The sequence below is a fragment of the Aquimarina gracilis genome (genome assembly GCF_035285365.1).
GTDB lineage: Bacteria > Bacteroidota > Bacteroidia > Flavobacteriales > Flavobacteriaceae > Aquimarina > Aquimarina gracilis.
The window spans coordinates 208,225-223,068 of sequence record NZ_JAYKLX010000001.1; the positions used below are offsets into that span (position 1 = coordinate 208,225).

Sequence of the window (14,844 nt, forward strand, 5' to 3'; positions counted from 1 at the left end):
TTCTCTTTGGGGTTATATTCTTTATTATTTATTATCAAAATATGGATTCCAGCTTACGCTGGAATGACAACAAAAAGTATCATTAGAAATATCCTTGTTGTTTCCTTTTTTCCATAGCAGCTTCGGATCGCTTGTCATCAATTCGAGCTCCTCTTTCAGAAATGGTTGATTCCCTAATTTCTGCAACCACCTTATCAATAGTTATTGCATCAGAAAGCACCGCTGCCGTACATGACATGTCACCAACAGTACGGAAACGTACCATTCGTTCTTCTACAAGTTCATCTTCTTCTCTATACACCACATCATCCTCTGCAGACCAAATCATACCGTCTCTTATGAAAGTTTTACGCTTGTGAGCAAAGTAAATCGACGGGATTTCAATACCTTCTTTTTGGATGTAACTCCAAACATCCAATTCTGTCCAATTACTAATTGGAAACACACGTACATTTTGTCCAAGATCAATTTTTCCATTAAGGTGATCAAACAATTCTGGACGTTGATTTTTTTCATCCCATTGACCAAAATCATCCCTTACCGAAAATATTCTTTCTTTGGCCCTAGCTTTTTCTTCATCTCTACGTGCTCCACCAATGGCGGCATCAAATTTGAATTCTTCTAAAGCATCTAAAAGTGTCGTTGTTTGTAAACTATTTCTACTTGCATACTTCCCTTTTTCTTCAACAACTTTACCTTGGTCAATAGAATCTTGAACATTACGAACAATCAGTTCTACTCCAAGCTCCTCTACTAATCTGTCTCTAAATTCGATAGTTTCAGGAAAATTATGTCCTGTATCAATATGCAATAATGGGAAAGGTATCTTACCAGGGTAAAATGCCTTTTGAGCCAATCTAACAAGGGTAATGGAATCTTTACCACCAGAAAAAAGTAATACTGGCTTTTCAAACTGAGCAGCAACTTCTCTAAAAATATAGATCGCTTCACTTTCAAGAGGATTCACATTAAGAATAGAAGTATCAGCAAGATTACCTGCAGATCCATTTAATTGTTCAACTTTCTTTTCTAATATCTCCATACTATTTTTTTCGTCATTTATTAGTTAGTGTGTAACCCACATTCTCTATTCTCTAAAACCTTGGTTGGGTCAAAATACTTAAATTCGTTAGGCAATTTGTTTTCGGTTAAATACGCATCAAGTTCTGCATCTGAATAATAGTAGAATGGGCTCACCTTTAAAACTCCATCTTTACCCATACTTAAAATATCCAAAGAATCTCGCAGAGCCGTTTGGCCTTTTCTAAGATTTGTAAACCATACATCAGGAGTATAATCAGCCATTGCTCTTTTGAAGGGTTCCAGTTTAACTTGTTCTGTAAACACTTTATGCAAAGGATCATCTATATCAGGGATACCCATAAGCACATCTCTATGCGCCGTAGTTTGCTTTGGCACATACAGTTTTATATTTAGGTTTAATAATTCTATTACTTCTTCTGCATGTTTGTAGGTATTAGGCGTATTATAGCCAGAATCGCACCATATCACAGGGATATCAGACAATGCCTTTGAACACGCATTTAAAATTGCAGACTCATACGGTCTAAAATTTGTCGTAACCACCGGTTTTTTGGCATTCAAAACTGCCCATTGCGCAATTTCTAAAGGACTTTTATCTTTTAGCGATATATTTAAATCTTTAATTTCTTTTTCAGTTAAAATCACACTCATTTTTCTTTTTTCTATTAGCGAATTTCTTCCCTTACTACTTATGAGATCCTGAAATACCCACCTGACGGACGGGCAAGAATTCAGGATGACACTTTGTGTCATTTTCCCCATTTAATTCGATTCCAAATTCTTTCATGGAAGAAATAAAGAATCATTTTGGTTACAAAATCAATTGACGCTATCGAAGTTGCCAGCACTATTTCACCTGTAAGGAAATAAGATACTATTAAAGTATCAAGGGTTCCTATTATCCTCCAACTAACTGCTTTTGCAATACTGCGCACAGGTTTCTCAGAAGACTTATCATCACGATATGTTGTCTTTTGTGTAGCTACTTTGTCTAATATCATTTGATCTACAATCATTTTTTTTAAATTCTATTACCCTATCGGATTAGTAGATTATTGAACAAATGTATATATAAAATTTTATATTCAGAACACTTTAGTCGATTTTTATTGAATTACTAACAAATCGGATATTATTTAAGTAATATGATTGCTAATAGCGATTATTTGTACTGATTACTAATTTTACGAAATACAACTTGAACAATATCTAGAACAAAAACTACGTTTAAGAACCTAGATCAATACTAACAAAATAAATATCATGATGAAAAAATTTGCCCTATTCTTATTTTTGGCCACAACGACTTTGTTCGTTTCTTGTAGTGATGATGATGAAGATCCAATTGAAATAGACCAATCAATAATACCAGGAACTTGGAATTTGACAGATATAAGATCTGAAAATGGTCAAGCTACCGCCACAGTACAGGGTATTCCATTAAGCGGAGATTATAGTGTAACTGGTAAAGATTATACAGCTACGGCTACATTTACAACATCAGATTCAGAAAACGAGCCCAATACAGTAACAGGTTCTGGAGGTTTCACATTGGTTGCAAGTTTTTCACTACCTACACAGGATCCAATTGAGGTTGAACAAAATGTCCCAGACCTAATAGGTGCAGGAGAATGGACCGTGAGTGGAAATACACTTTCAATAACTGTACAACAAGAAACCACATCTTATGAAATAACTGCATTGACAGCACAATCTATGACATTAAAAATAACAATAGACGAAGACACAACTGTGGATATAGGAGGAGATAGTGTTCCTGTATCTATAACTGGTGATCAATTTTTTGTACTAACCAAGCAATAAAATTTAATATTCTTATTAATAAAAAAAGCAGCTTTTAATTTCCAGCTGCTTTTTTATTATAATTTCTTTAGAGCTTGGTCGATATCATTGATAATATCATCAATATGCTCTAATCCTACAGAACATCGAACCATACCATCGGTTATACCTACTACATTTTTATCCTCATCTGCCAATTTACTATGCGTTGTTGAAGCAGGATGTGTGACAATCGTTCTTGTATCACCAAGATTTGCGGATAATGAGCACATTTTTACACTATCAAAAAAAGTTTTCCCAGCTTTCACCCCTCCCTTTATTTCAAAAGCTGCTATGTTGCCCCCTAATTTCATCTGTTTCTTGGCAATTTCATATTGAGGATGAGATTTCAAAAATGGATACTTCACCCAATTTACTTTGGGATGAGCCTCCAAAAACGTAGCTAGTTTCAGTGCATTCTCACAATGGCGATCTGCCCTTACAGCCAAAGTTTCCAAGCTTTTTGACAATACCCAGGCATTAAATGGAGACAACGCCGGCCCTGTGTTACGAGAGAATAAATAAATCTCTCTAATTAATTCTTTTCTTCCAACAGTTACACCTCCCAAAACTCTTCCTTGTCCATCAATTAATTTGGTCGCAGAGTGAATTACAAGATCAGCTCCAAACTTTATTGGATTTTGTAAATAAGGTGTTGCAAAACAATTATCGATAATCAAAAGCAGGTTGTGTTTTTTTGCAATTTTGCCCAAAAATTCTAAATCAAGGATATCTACCCCAGGATTTGTTGGAGACTCTGCATAAATAATTTTGGTATTGGACTTGATTAAATCTTCTACTTTTTCAACCTCATCAACTTTGAAGTAACTCGTTTCTATGTTCCACTTTGGAAAATATTTGGTAAACAAGGTATGTGTTGATCCAAAAACTGATCTAGCCGAAATAATATGGTCTCCAGCATCAAGTAAAGCCGCAAAAGTCGAAAACACAGCCGCCATACCAGTAGCAAAAGCGTAACCATCTTCTGCGCCTTCAAGTTTACAAATCTTGTCTACAAACTCGGTTGTATTTGGATTACTAAATCGACTATAAAGATTACGTTCTTTTTCTTCGGCAAAGGCTGCTCTCATCTCTTCAGAATCCTCAAAAACAAATCCCGATGTGAGATACATCGGTGTAGAATGCTCTAGAAATTGCGTTTTGTCTGTCTGTGTTCTTACGGCTTGTGTTTCAAAATGGTAACTTTTTTTAATCATACTTCTTCATTATTAACCACCACTTTGTATTTTATTTCTGCAGTAGGCTCAAGTGTTTTGGAAACCGAACAATATTTTTCAAAAGATAGTTGCGCTGCTCTTTTTGCTTTCTCTGGAGCAATATTTCCTTCTAAAAACACGGTTACATCAATTTCTTTAAAGGGTTTTGCCCCATCAATTTCAATACGTGTACCATCTACTTCGGCTCTATAATCCGTAATTTCTTGTCGTTGTTTCTTTAATATCGAAATAACATCAATAGCGCTACAACCAGCTACACCCATCAGCACATATTCCATTGGACTAGGAGCCAGATCATGGCCCCCTACTTCTGCCTTACTATCAATATGTGTAACATGGCCTCTTTCATTTTTTAATTCGAAATGATAGTCGTTGTCTATTCTTTTTAACTGTATTTTCACACGTTTAAATTTTAATAATTATTTAAAAATTGCTTCACAAAAGAGAATGTTTAAAACTCTTAATGTTCGTTTCATGATTTATTTATTGTTTATTCTCGATCTGCTAGTCGCAATATATCACCAAAAACTCCTCGCGCTGTTACAGCGGCACCTGCTCCTGCACCCTGTATTACGATAGGTTGATCTCCATACGACTCTGTATAAATCTCAAAGATTGAGTCGGATCCTTTTACTTGTCCTAACGCACTACTTTTGGGCACCGAAACCAACTTTACATCAAGGTTCCCTTTCTGTTGTGATAAATCCCCCCAAAGATCACCAATATATCTTAAAACACAACCCGGTTTTTGCTCTTCTTTAACTTTCTGATATACCTCATTTAGCTCTGGTAGCCGTTTTAAAAACGAAGACGTTTCCCCTGTTCTTAGATATTCTGGAATCAAATTTTGGATACTCACATCTTCAAATTCATTGCTTAAATCTAGCTCTCTAGCCAGAATCAATAATTTTCTAGCTACATCATTACCACAGAGGTCTTCTCTTGGATCTGGTTCTGTAAACCCTTTATCTATTGCTTCTTGTAACACTTCGCTAAACTGTCTTTCTTCAGAAGAAAATGTGTTAAACAAGTAACTTAACGAACCCGAAAAAATTCCTTTAATTCTAGTAATATTTTCTCCAGAAAGATGGAGTAATTTTATCGTATCTATTAATGGCAAACCCGCTCCAACATTGGTTTCATATAAATATTGTTTTTGATTTTTGTCCAGTTTTGCCCTTAACTCTTTGTAAAAATCAAAACTTAGCGTATTAGCAACTTTGTTTGAAGAAACAAGATCAAAACCATGAGTTACCAATGGAATATAATTTTTGGTAAAATCTACACTAGCCGTATTATCAATAGCTATTAAATTCTCAAGGTGATGCTCGTCTGCAAATTTGATTATATCTTCTATTGTATATGATTTTCCTTCTTTATCTATTTTTGCTTTCCAATCTGTATCAATTCCGTCCTTATCAAACACTACTTTTTTAGAATTTGCTACTGTAAAAATATTCAGGACAATGTTTTTCCTTTTTTCAATTTGTTTTGCCGATTGCAACATTTGATCTATAAGCGTACCTCCAACGAGTCCGTGACCAAATATGGCCAGATTTACTTTTTTCGAAATTTCGAAAATTTCGCCATGAATAACATTTAAAGCTCGATGTAATTGAGCTTTTCGCACCACCAAACTTACATTTTTACCGTTTACGGTATTATTGAACAGTAATGGTGTTATTTGATTTTTAATCAAAGCATTATATGGTTTGTGAAATGTACTTAGATCTTGCCCCACAATTGAAACCACAGACACTTCGTCTTCAATGGATATAGCACTTACATCATGTTTTTGAAAATCTGCTTCAAACTCCTGTTCAAGCACATCTTTTGCTTCTTTGGACTTATCTGCGTTTACTACAAATCCAATTCCTCTTTCTGAAGATCCCTGCGAAATGAAACTTACGTTAATATTTTTATGCGCCAGTGCTCTAAAAATTCTAGCATCTACTCCTACTTTACCTAAAAGCCCTCGGCCTTGAAGATTTATAAGCGCTACATTTTCTAATACAGAAAGTGATTTTATTCCTTTCTCTCTTACTTCAGAAGTAATTACTGTCCCTTCACTATCACGATCAAATGTATTTAATATTCGTAATGGAATGTTCTTTTCGATTAACGGAATAATGGTTTTTGCATGTAATATATTTGCCCCGAAGTATGCTAATTCATTGGCTTCATTAAACGAAAGTTGTTCAATTTTTTTTGCCCCTGGAACCAAATCTGGATTTGCGGTATAAATTCCATTTACATGCGTATAACTTTGAAGTTCTTCGGCTTCCAAATAATTAGCAAGCAATGAAGCGGTATAATTGCTTCCGTTTCTCCCTAGGGTTGTGGTTTCCTTTTTGGTATTTGAAGCAATAAAGCCTGTAACCACATTTACGGTACTTCCGTTATACTTCTGAAAGTGAGTAATTACATTCTTTTTTGACAAATCATTGAGTGGTTGAGCCTCACCAAACTGCTCATCGGTTTTAATCAACTCTCTTGCATCTGTAAAGTTTGCTTTTATGTTTTTTTTCTGAAGTAATTGCGTGACTAATTTTGCCGAAATCACTTCTCCTTGAGATAACACCTGATCTTTTATCCTTTTGCTATAGTCCCCTAGTAAAGATACCCCCTCGAAAAGTTTGTCCAGCGTATTAAACTCACTATCAAAATTAGTATTTTCAAAATCTTCAATTTGATAATTCTTAAAGGCATTCAATTGATCCTTATAATTTTCATTCTTACTCGCCTTTTCAAGAATTTCTTCGAGTTCATCAGTACTATTTCCTCTTGCCGAAAGGACAACGGTTATCTTTTCTCCATTTTTTACTTTATCATGTATAATATCTACAACGGTATGAATTCCTTTTCCGTTGGCCAATGACTTTCCTCCAAACTTTAAAATTTTCATTTCTCTTTTGTTTTAAAAAACATCTTTCAACAATGCACTAAGTTGTTCAAACTCGATTAAGAAAGCATCGTGTCCATGAACAGAATTGATGATGCCATGAGTAACATTTTGCTTTACTTTTCTTATTTCTTGATATGTAATTTTGTCTTCTGTTTCTGTAAAAAACACATCTGAATCGACACTTATGAGATGAATGTTAGATTGAATTGTTTTTACAACCTCTAAAAAATCATTTCCTCCCTCGGTAATATCGATATTGGCCAAAATGTAATTAAGCTCTTTATATGCAGACAAAGTGAACCTTTTATTCAACTTCTCGCCATGATGCAATAGCCAACTTTCGATGTTAAACATATTTTTTTCTTCATTATAGGTGCGATTAAACTTTTGCTTAAAAGACTGCGGGGATCTATAAATAAGCATTGCATGAAGCCTTGCATCATGTACTGGATTCTTCGAGTTCAATAATATTTGCTCTTGCACAAGGCAATTTGCTTTGAGCCAATCTGTAGATTTCCAATCACAGGCAACAGGAATCAAATGCTCTATTAGATTGGGTTTTAGGGCAGCTAGTTCCCAAGCAATTCCACCGCCAACAGACCCCCCTATAACCGCATGTAATTTTTCGATTTTAAGGACTTCCAGACCTTTTGAAAAAATGTTGGCAATATCTCTTGCATTGAACATTTTGTAATCATCAATCAGGTTTTCTTTAACTCCATCATATCCATTTCCTGGTATATTAAAAGAAAGCACGGTATAGTGATTTGTATCTATACATTTCCCTTTACCAATCAAACCATTCCACCACCCATCTTGACCGCACACTCTAGAGTTACCTGTAAGTGCGTGATTCACCAGCACCACAGGCGCTTCGAACAACTGTTTACCAAAAACCTCATAGGTTAAGGAAATAGTATCGATACCCTTACCCTTTACAGTTGTAAAGTTTGAAATGTTTATTTTTTGAAGCATAAGAAGTCCCTACTATTATTTAACTTTTTCGTTCACTTTTGCAAAAGCAGCTTTTAAATCATTTTTAAGATCTTCAAGATCCTCTAGTCCCACAGACAGTCTAATCAAATCTTGGGTAACTCCTGTAGATTCTTGTTGTTCCTCAGTAAGTTGTTGATGAGTTGTACTTGCCGGATGAATAATTAAAGATTTAGAATCCCCAATATTGGCAAGTAATGAAAATATTTTGGTTTCGTCGGCAACAGTCTTTGCAGAGTCAAACCCTCCTTTTATACCAAAAGTGATTATACCACTTTGTCCTTTGGGGAGGTATTCTTTGGCCAAATCGTGATATGAATCATTTTCTAGCCCAGGATACTTCACCCAAGTCACTTCGTTCTGTTGTTCTAACCACTTTGCAAGGTCTAACGCATTTTCACTATGTTTTTTGATTCTTATTTCCAAGGTTTCTAAACCTTGTAAAATCTGGAAGGCATTAAAAGGGCTTAATGCCGCACCGTGATCTCGCAAGCCTTCTATTCTCACTTTTGCAATAAACGCAGCAGCACCCAGAGCATCGTGATACACTAGCCCATGATATCCCAGTGAAGGCTCGGTAAATTCAGGAAATTTACCACTGGACCAATCAAAAGTACCAGCATCAATAATTACACCCCCAAGAGATGTCCCATTACCCGAAATGTATTTGGTAAGTGAGTGAATAACAATATTGGCTCCATATTCGATAGGATTTAATAATGCAGGTGTTGCCACCGTATTATCGACAATCAAAGGAACTTTATACGCTTTCGCTTCTACCGAAATTGCTTTTAAATCAAGTACGTCGAGTTTAGGGTTCCCTAGTGACTCAACAAAAAATACACGTGTATTTTCTTGTACAGCTTCTTTAAAGTTGTCTGCATCAGAAGGATCCACAAATGTGGTCGTGATTCCAAATCTAGGCAAGGTAACATTTAGAAGATTGTATGTGCCTCCATACAAACTATTAGAAGCAACAATATGATCTCCAGATTTTAATAGTGTTAGTAAAGTAGTATTGATAGCAGCTGTACCCGATGCCGTTACTACGGCAGCAATACCACCTTCTAATGCCGCCAAACGTTGCTCTAATATATCATTGGTAGGATTATTTAATCTGGTATAAATAAAACCTGTTTCAGACAGGTTAAACAGATTCGCTGCATGATCTGCGTCGTTAAAAACATACGAGGTAGTTTGATAAATAGGTACTGCTCGTGTACCTCCGTTTGCAGTAACATCGTGACCCGCATGTAAAGCTCCTGTTGCAAATTTTTGAGTACTCATAATTTTCTAATTTAAATTTTAGTGATTAATAAAATTCAAATACATCAAACACTAAATTATTAAGTGAATAGAAATAGAAAATTAAAAAGAAAGGAAGCAACAATTACAATAAAGCAATTGTGACGAGTTATCTTTTCTCGATATAAATCGAGATAGAATTTAGCACCTTCTTTAATGATAAAGGGTTGCTAAGGTTTCACAGGGTCTATTCCCTCCACCTTTCTTAATAACTATCTAAAAATGTATAAGAAACTTGAGACAAAGCTAGTAATTATTTTTAAACCAAAACAAGTTTGACTGTAAAATTGTCTTTTTGAGAAAAAACGTTGGGAATAGTCCTGTAATAATAAAAGAAAATTAATGATACGTTAAATACTTTTGAGTATTGTCATTTTTTTTACCTTTGCCGAAATATTTTCGGGGATAGATTTGACTGATTGCAACCCTAGCTATCGAACTTTTATGCAGTAAACTAAATATTTACGAATAATGTTCGAGATTCACAAATGCTAAAGCAGTTTGACGAAACATGTTTTTTTGAAAGTTTTGTGTCGCAATCTCGTCTTATCACCTTATTAGTTAAAACAATTACGAATGGCATATTTATTTACTTCAGAAAGTGTATCTGAAGGACATCCAGATAAAGTAGCAGATCAGATTAGTGATGCTTTATTAGACAATTTCTTAGCTTTTGATCCAAGTTCAAAAGTCGCTTGCGAAACACTAGTAACTACAGGTCAGGTAGTATTGGCTGGTGAAGTAAAATCAGAAACATATCTTGATGTACAACATATTGCCAGAGAAGTAATTAACAAAATTGGTTATACAAAGGGAGCCTATCAATTTAGTGGTGATTCTTGTGGAGTAATCTCCTTAATTCATGAACAATCTCAGGATATTAATCAAGGTGTAGACAAAGAGATTAAAGAAGAACAAGGAGCAGGAGATCAAGGAATGATGTTTGGATATGCTACAAGTGAAACCGCCAACTATATGCCCTTGGCACTTGACATATCACATAAAATTCTAATTGAATTGGCGAAATTAAGACGTGAAGGAAATGAAATCTCATATCTGCGTCCTGATTCTAAGAGCCAAGTTACCATAGAATATAGTGACGATAATATTCCACAAAGAATAGTTGCAATAGTAGTTTCTACTCAACATGATGATTTTGACAATGATGATGACATAATGCTACAAAAGATCAAGAATGATATCGTTACTATTTTAATGCCCAGAGTAATCGCACAATTACCAGAGTATGTGCAACGATTATTTGACGATAAAATTACGTATCATATCAATCCAACCGGAAAATTTGTAATCGGTGGACCTCATGGAGATACTGGACTTACAGGGAGAAAAATTATCGTTGATACCTACGGAGGCAAAGGAGCTCATGGAGGTGGTGCATTTTCTGGAAAGGATCCTAGTAAAGTAGATCGTTCTGCTGCTTATGCATCTAGACATATAGCAAAGAATTTAGTAGCTGCAGGAGTAGCAAAAGAGGTTTTGGTACAAGTTTCTTATGCGATCGGTGTTGTTGAGCCTACTTCTATTTTTGTAGATACCTATGGTAGCAGTTCATTAGGGTTAACCGACGGTGAGATAGCCAAAAAAGTTAGTGAAATTTTTGATATGCGTCCCGCGGCAATCGAAAAACGCCTTAAATTACGAAATCCGATGTATTTGGAAACAGCAGCCTATGGGCACATGGGTAAAGAACCAAAAACAATTACCAAAGTTTTTGAAAGCCCATATTCTGGGAAAATAGAAAAAGAGGTAGAGCTTTTTACATGGGAAAAACTAGATTATGTAGATAAGGTAAAAAAAGCTTTTAACTTGTAAGCTTTTACACGCCATAATACATTTTATCTGATTTTATAACAATTATGTCGATTTTTGGTTGATGCTTAAAAAAAATGCGGTTTTCCCGCATCTTTAAACCAACTATTATTCTTACTTTTACACCATTAATATTCAAGCACATAATGTGCAAATATCGGGGAATAAATATTGCTTTTTTTGAGTTAAAAAGTATACAATCTGGGAAATATATACTCTGTTGATTCTTAAAAAGAAAAATGAAAAAGAAAATTGTACACTTATCAAAATTTAGGGAAATGAAATTAAAGATTTTAATGACCATTTCATGTTTATGTGTTTGCAGCATATTTTATGGTCAAGATTTTAAAAATGATCTTACTTCGGTAAAAACTATAGATAATCAAATTCAGGAAAATAAATATAGTTCTGATGATGTTTCTGTTACTACCGATAGATTAGTGCTAAAAACTTCAATGGATAATATTTCTAAAAAAGACAAGCAATTTTTTAGCAAAAAAGAATGGAGAAAAATCAAAAAACAACTTCTTAAAAACAAGAAGAGGATTTCAAAAATTGAAGGTGGTATACACACGTACAAAACTATTGATACCATATATGTAGATATTGAATCTTACCCAACAAGGTCCAGTCTATCCGGTTGGTAATTGAAGATTTTACAATATTAAAAATACCCCCAAATAGTGTCTAACTTTTTGGGGGCACTTCATACAAAGCGGTTTTTTTATTTCCTTTTTAAATTTACTGCTGCATTTTTAGGTAATAATCTACAGAATGCTTTCCCGATCCATAAAACAAAAAGAATGCGCAAAGAAGAAATATTATACTGGCTATGATAAGATTTGCCACGTTCATTTCTCCAATGAAATTAATCAAGATCGCTCCAACTAATAATGGAAGTTGTGCCATTACAGACCATCTTGTAAGTAAACCAAAAGCTATTAATATACCCCCGATTAAATGCGCAGGAGCCACATAATGAACTACTATCATAGCTCCGGCAAGGTTTTGAACGGGTTTAATGAGATCAACAAGAATCTGACTATTACTAATAAAATTTATTCCTTTTATAAATAGAAATACTCCTAAAGCAATTCGTAACAGATCCAAAGGGTAATACGTATGTGCATTAGCCCATTTGTTTAACGATTTTATAGTAGGCATAACAAAACAAGTATTGATTAGACCTCTATAAGATACTGATTTTTAAACCAATAAAAAACTTCTATAGATACAAAATCCACATTTGGATTAACCTACCTTCTCACAAAACGTATATTTTTAAGCGTACGAATAATCTCCCTTTTAATATTAGAAATTACCTCGGAGAGGTTAAAATCTATTACTCTGTAAATGTAATTAAACAAAAGATTCAGTTTAAGTTTTAATTCAGTTTCATATTTATAGTAATACAAAACCAAAGAACAAATACCAACTACAAAGAAAATCGCACCTACTGCTGCAGTCAAAGGTGTTAAATCATGATAGAAAAAACGGTTAAGACCTAACCCCAACCAACTTCCATACAGGACAAAAAAATGAATAATATAGATGGACAGGGTTTTTCCTCCAACTTTAGTTATTACTGGATGTGAAACATAATTTCTGCCCAAAATAAAAATAGTGAATAGAACAAGTACGTTGCCTAATCTAATAAACAAAAAATTATTATATGCCACCGATTTAAAAATGGTAATATCTGTTATTCTATATAATATCATAAGAAGGCTTGATGAGCAAAAAATAAGCAGTAACCCTATGATGAGTAATAATGCAGGGGTATAATAATAAAACAAGGGCCGCTTTCCATACTTCAAAAACAAACTTGACATAAAACTACCAAAACATACGTAACCAAACCAAGGAAATAATGTAAATACAGATCCATTTTTATATGTAAAATAATTTGCTAGCGTTTTGGGCAGAAAATCCAGGATAAACGTTTCATAAACGGGTTGTAGGAGAAAAATAACTACTCCCAAACTTAAAACAACCCTTTGAAACAACCTGGAATTGTAACGATACAACATCAAATACACCCCTATTAATAATAATAATGATGTACCTATACATTGTAAAACGTCTACATAGAAAAACGAAGGGTTTAAAGTACCCGTAAACACGGCGTAAAAACTTAAGCGCAACAAATACCCCCAAAAAATCACTTTGATAGCTCTTTTTATTCCTTTTAAAACACGGGGATTATCAAATCCGGTATTCTTCTGTTTTAATAATAAATAAGTAAAAATAAAACCTGTAATTGTAAAAAATGTGGGAGCCGTCATACCTCTAAAATACTCCCATATATTATAAATAGTATTGCTTCTATCTCTGAAAGCGTCGCCCAAAAGCGCATGCACAAAATGCCCTTGAAGCATCATTATAATAGCAAATGCTCGAATTGCATCCAAAAAATGCAATCGACCTGTGGGTTTAGTCATCATTATTGGTTATTGGTTAGTTATGCCCAAAAAACGAATTTTGAGCAGTATTATTGTTTACAAAAAGGCGCAAAGCTAAGCTTTTTAAATTGTTTTAAACTGATTTTTAGCTATTTAAAAAAACCTAGAGATCACTTTGTAAGATTTTACTGCAATAAATATAGATAAAACGAGGGTTTTGATCGTATTTTGAATTTTTCTTCGACCGAAACCATCCACTGATCATTTTCTTTACGGCAATTTAAAAAGGGTTAACACGTTACTTATTAGTACAATTAACCAAAAAATTCAATCTATGAATCCAAAAGTTATCTTGGGAGTTAGAATAGTTTTCGGCTTGGCCATTCTATTCTTTGGGTGCAATAAACTATTTTATTTTATGGATCCCCCTGCTCCTTCTACAAAAATCGCTTCAAGTTTTTTAAAAGTTTTAATATCCTCCAAAACCATGATGCTCGTTGCAATTGTCGAAATCTGTTCGGGAATTGCTCTATTGGCAAATAGGTTCGCTCCTTTAATGATGGTAGTCCTGATGAGTGTATCTGTTAATGCTTTTTTATATCACATTAAACTCGATATTAAAAACTGGTACATTGGAGTTGCTTTTTTAGGTCTTAATATCCTTATGCTATACATTTACAAAGACCGATACAAAGAATTGCTCAAACCACAGTAATTCATCAGGAAAGATGTCTTGTTTAAGACATCTTTTTTTGTTACTATCTTGACAAACAAAGTCTTTAGCCAATAAAATTATCACTTTTGGCATCTTTATTGGTGTTTTACAGTAAACATAAATTTATAAATTATGAAAACTGATCAGTACACCAAATTTATATTCACGATTATAGCTATTTGTCTGGTTATTATAGTAATTAAAGATATTGAATTGATCCCAAAAGCCCATGCGAATAACATTCCGGTAAATAACTATGGCATCGTTCCCGTAAACTCTGATGGCTCTATAAATGTGCGATTAATTTCTACAGATGAGATTAGCGTAAACATTAAAAGCATCGACACCTACGATAAACTAAAAGTTGATCTTAATAGCATTAGTACCGATGATGAATTAGATATAAATATTGACGAAGTTGGAGGAAGATTTGTATCTAATGGAGGCCCAATTAAGGTAAAGCTTCAAAATTAATGCTAGTTATTCAAATTATTATGCATCCCTTTTCATCTTACTCATAAAATCTATTATATTTACCCTCAAACTTTGATACAAAACCCCCGAAGAAAA

The 14,844-nt window shown here is 34.1% G+C and carries 15 protein-coding genes and 1 riboswitch; of the genes, 5 read left to right on the forward strand and 10 right to left on the reverse strand.

Annotated features, from left to right (window positions below; translation table 11 throughout):
- Window positions 1-82: 82 nt before the first annotated feature.
- The 3 genes from cysD to U6A24_RS00835 all read right to left on the reverse strand — a co-directional run bounded on the left by cysD (window position 83) and on the right by U6A24_RS00835 (window position 2,060).
- Window positions 83-1,042: a sulfate adenylyltransferase subunit CysD gene (cysD, locus tag U6A24_RS00825; RefSeq protein WP_324178033.1), complete on the reverse strand. Its 960-nt coding sequence runs from the start codon at window positions 1,040-1,042 to the stop codon at window positions 83-85.
- Between the two features lie 20 nt (window positions 1,043-1,062).
- Window positions 1,063-1,695 carry a phosphoadenosine phosphosulfate reductase domain-containing protein gene (locus U6A24_RS00830; RefSeq protein WP_407653985.1) on the reverse strand — a complete coding sequence of 211 codons (633 nt, stop codon included), beginning with the start codon at window positions 1,693-1,695 and terminating at the stop codon, window positions 1,063-1,065.
- A 98-nt stretch (window positions 1,696-1,793) separates the two neighbouring features.
- Complete coding sequence (locus U6A24_RS00835) at window positions 1,794-2,060, reverse strand: DUF2061 domain-containing protein (protein WP_324178034.1); 267 nt, start codon at window positions 2,058-2,060, stop codon at window positions 1,794-1,796.
- 247 nt (window positions 2,061-2,307) lie between these two features.
- On the opposite strand from U6A24_RS00835, the gene U6A24_RS00840 reads away from it, so the two are divergent.
- Complete coding sequence (locus U6A24_RS00840) at window positions 2,308-2,868, forward strand: hypothetical protein (RefSeq protein WP_324178035.1); 561 nt, start codon at window positions 2,308-2,310, stop codon at window positions 2,866-2,868.
- A 56-nt stretch (window positions 2,869-2,924) separates the two neighbouring features.
- On the opposite strand, the gene U6A24_RS00845 is transcribed toward U6A24_RS00840, so the two are convergent.
- From U6A24_RS00845 to U6A24_RS00865, 5 genes are all read right to left on the reverse strand, one after another.
- Window positions 2,925-4,103, reverse strand: coding sequence for a trans-sulfuration enzyme family protein (locus U6A24_RS00845; protein ID WP_324178036.1), 1,179 nt, complete (start codon window positions 4,101-4,103; stop codon window positions 2,925-2,927).
- The gene (locus tag U6A24_RS00850; protein ID WP_324178037.1) at window positions 4,100-4,525 is read right to left on the reverse strand and encodes an OsmC family protein; all 426 of its coding nucleotides are present in this window, start codon (window positions 4,523-4,525) and stop codon (window positions 4,100-4,102) included. The genes U6A24_RS00845 and U6A24_RS00850 overlap by 4 nt, the downstream gene beginning before the upstream one ends.
- Window positions 4,526-4,614: 89 nt before the next feature.
- Complete coding sequence (gene thrA, locus U6A24_RS00855) at window positions 4,615-7,029, reverse strand: bifunctional aspartate kinase/homoserine dehydrogenase I (protein ID WP_324178038.1); 2,415 nt, start codon at window positions 7,027-7,029, stop codon at window positions 4,615-4,617.
- 12 nt (window positions 7,030-7,041) lie between these two features.
- A complete protein-coding gene (locus U6A24_RS00860) occupies window positions 7,042-8,004 on the reverse strand; it encodes an alpha/beta fold hydrolase (RefSeq protein WP_324178039.1) in 963 nt (320 codons plus the stop codon).
- 15 nt (window positions 8,005-8,019) lie between these two features.
- A complete protein-coding gene (locus U6A24_RS00865) occupies window positions 8,020-9,309 on the reverse strand; it encodes an O-acetylhomoserine aminocarboxypropyltransferase/cysteine synthase family protein (protein ID WP_324178040.1) in 1,290 nt (429 codons plus the stop codon).
- Window positions 9,310-9,433: 124 nt separating this feature from the next.
- Window positions 9,434-9,542, reverse strand: a riboswitch (SAM riboswitch).
- Between the two features lie 361 nt (window positions 9,543-9,903).
- Here U6A24_RS00865 and metK point away from each other — a divergent pair.
- Window positions 9,904-11,160 (forward strand): methionine adenosyltransferase, encoded by a 1,257-nt coding sequence (gene metK, locus U6A24_RS00870; protein ID WP_324178041.1) that lies wholly within the window; start codon window positions 9,904-9,906, stop codon window positions 11,158-11,160.
- Between the two features lie 275 nt (window positions 11,161-11,435).
- On the forward strand, window positions 11,436-11,804 hold the full coding sequence (locus tag U6A24_RS00875; RefSeq protein ID WP_324178042.1) for a hypothetical protein: 369 nt from the start codon (window positions 11,436-11,438) through the stop codon (window positions 11,802-11,804).
- A gap of 94 nt (window positions 11,805-11,898) precedes the next feature.
- Here the strand turns inward: U6A24_RS00875 and U6A24_RS00880 are convergent, their stop codons facing one another.
- Window positions 11,899-12,321: a DoxX family protein gene (locus U6A24_RS00880; RefSeq protein WP_324178043.1), complete on the reverse strand. Its 423-nt coding sequence runs from the start codon at window positions 12,319-12,321 to the stop codon at window positions 11,899-11,901.
- 92 nt (window positions 12,322-12,413) lie between these two features.
- On the reverse strand, window positions 12,414-13,601 hold the full coding sequence (locus U6A24_RS00885; protein WP_324178044.1) for a heparan-alpha-glucosaminide N-acetyltransferase domain-containing protein: 1,188 nt from the start codon (window positions 13,599-13,601) through the stop codon (window positions 12,414-12,416).
- A 292-nt stretch (window positions 13,602-13,893) separates the two neighbouring features.
- Between U6A24_RS00885 and U6A24_RS00890 the strand changes: the two genes are divergently transcribed.
- Both U6A24_RS00890 and U6A24_RS00895 read left to right on the forward strand, forming a co-directional pair.
- The gene (locus U6A24_RS00890) at window positions 13,894-14,274 is read left to right on the forward strand and encodes a DoxX family membrane protein (protein WP_324178045.1); all 381 of its coding nucleotides are present in this window, start codon (window positions 13,894-13,896) and stop codon (window positions 14,272-14,274) included.
- Between the two features lie 132 nt (window positions 14,275-14,406).
- Window positions 14,407-14,748, forward strand: coding sequence for a hypothetical protein (locus U6A24_RS00895; RefSeq protein ID WP_324178046.1), 342 nt, complete (start codon window positions 14,407-14,409; stop codon window positions 14,746-14,748).
- Window positions 14,749-14,844 lie beyond the last annotated feature (96 nt).

What these genes read in the sequence shown, in the direction of transcription:
- U6A24_RS00885 (WP_324178044.1), bottom strand. Translation starts at nt 13,601, where the DNA reads ATGATGACTAAACCCACAGGTCGATTGCATTTTTTGGATGCAATTCGA.
- U6A24_RS00880 (WP_324178043.1), bottom strand. Translation starts at nt 12,321, where the DNA reads ATGCCTACTATAAAATCGTTAAACAAATGGGCTAATGCACATACGTAT.
- U6A24_RS00875 (WP_324178042.1), top strand. Translation starts at nt 11,436, where the DNA reads ATGAAATTAAAGATTTTAATGACCATTTCATGTTTATGTGTTTGCAGC.
- metK (WP_324178041.1), top strand. Translation starts at nt 9,904, where the DNA reads ATGGCATATTTATTTACTTCAGAAAGTGTATCTGAAGGACATCCAGAT.
- U6A24_RS00835 (WP_324178034.1), bottom strand. Translation starts at nt 2,060, where the DNA reads ATGATTGTAGATCAAATGATATTAGACAAAGTAGCTACACAAAAGACA.
- thrA (WP_324178038.1), bottom strand. Translation starts at nt 7,029, where the DNA reads ATGAAAATTTTAAAGTTTGGAGGAAAGTCATTGGCCAACGGAAAAGGA.
- cysD (WP_324178033.1), bottom strand. Translation starts at nt 1,042, where the DNA reads ATGGAGATATTAGAAAAGAAAGTTGAACAATTAAATGGATCTGCAGGT.
- U6A24_RS00895 (WP_324178046.1), top strand. Translation starts at nt 14,407, where the DNA reads ATGAAAACTGATCAGTACACCAAATTTATATTCACGATTATAGCTATT.
- U6A24_RS00860 (WP_324178039.1), bottom strand. Translation starts at nt 8,004, where the DNA reads ATGCTTCAAAAAATAAACATTTCAAACTTTACAACTGTAAAGGGTAAG.
- U6A24_RS00865 (WP_324178040.1), bottom strand. Translation starts at nt 9,309, where the DNA reads ATGAGTACTCAAAAATTTGCAACAGGAGCTTTACATGCGGGTCACGAT.
- U6A24_RS00890 (WP_324178045.1), top strand. Translation starts at nt 13,894, where the DNA reads ATGAATCCAAAAGTTATCTTGGGAGTTAGAATAGTTTTCGGCTTGGCC.
- U6A24_RS00845 (WP_324178036.1), bottom strand. Translation starts at nt 4,103, where the DNA reads ATGATTAAAAAAAGTTACCATTTTGAAACACAAGCCGTAAGAACACAG.
- U6A24_RS00840 (WP_324178035.1), top strand. Translation starts at nt 2,308, where the DNA reads ATGATGAAAAAATTTGCCCTATTCTTATTTTTGGCCACAACGACTTTG.
- U6A24_RS00830 (WP_407653985.1), bottom strand. Translation starts at nt 1,695, where the DNA reads ATGAGTGTGATTTTAACTGAAAAAGAAATTAAAGATTTAAATATATCG.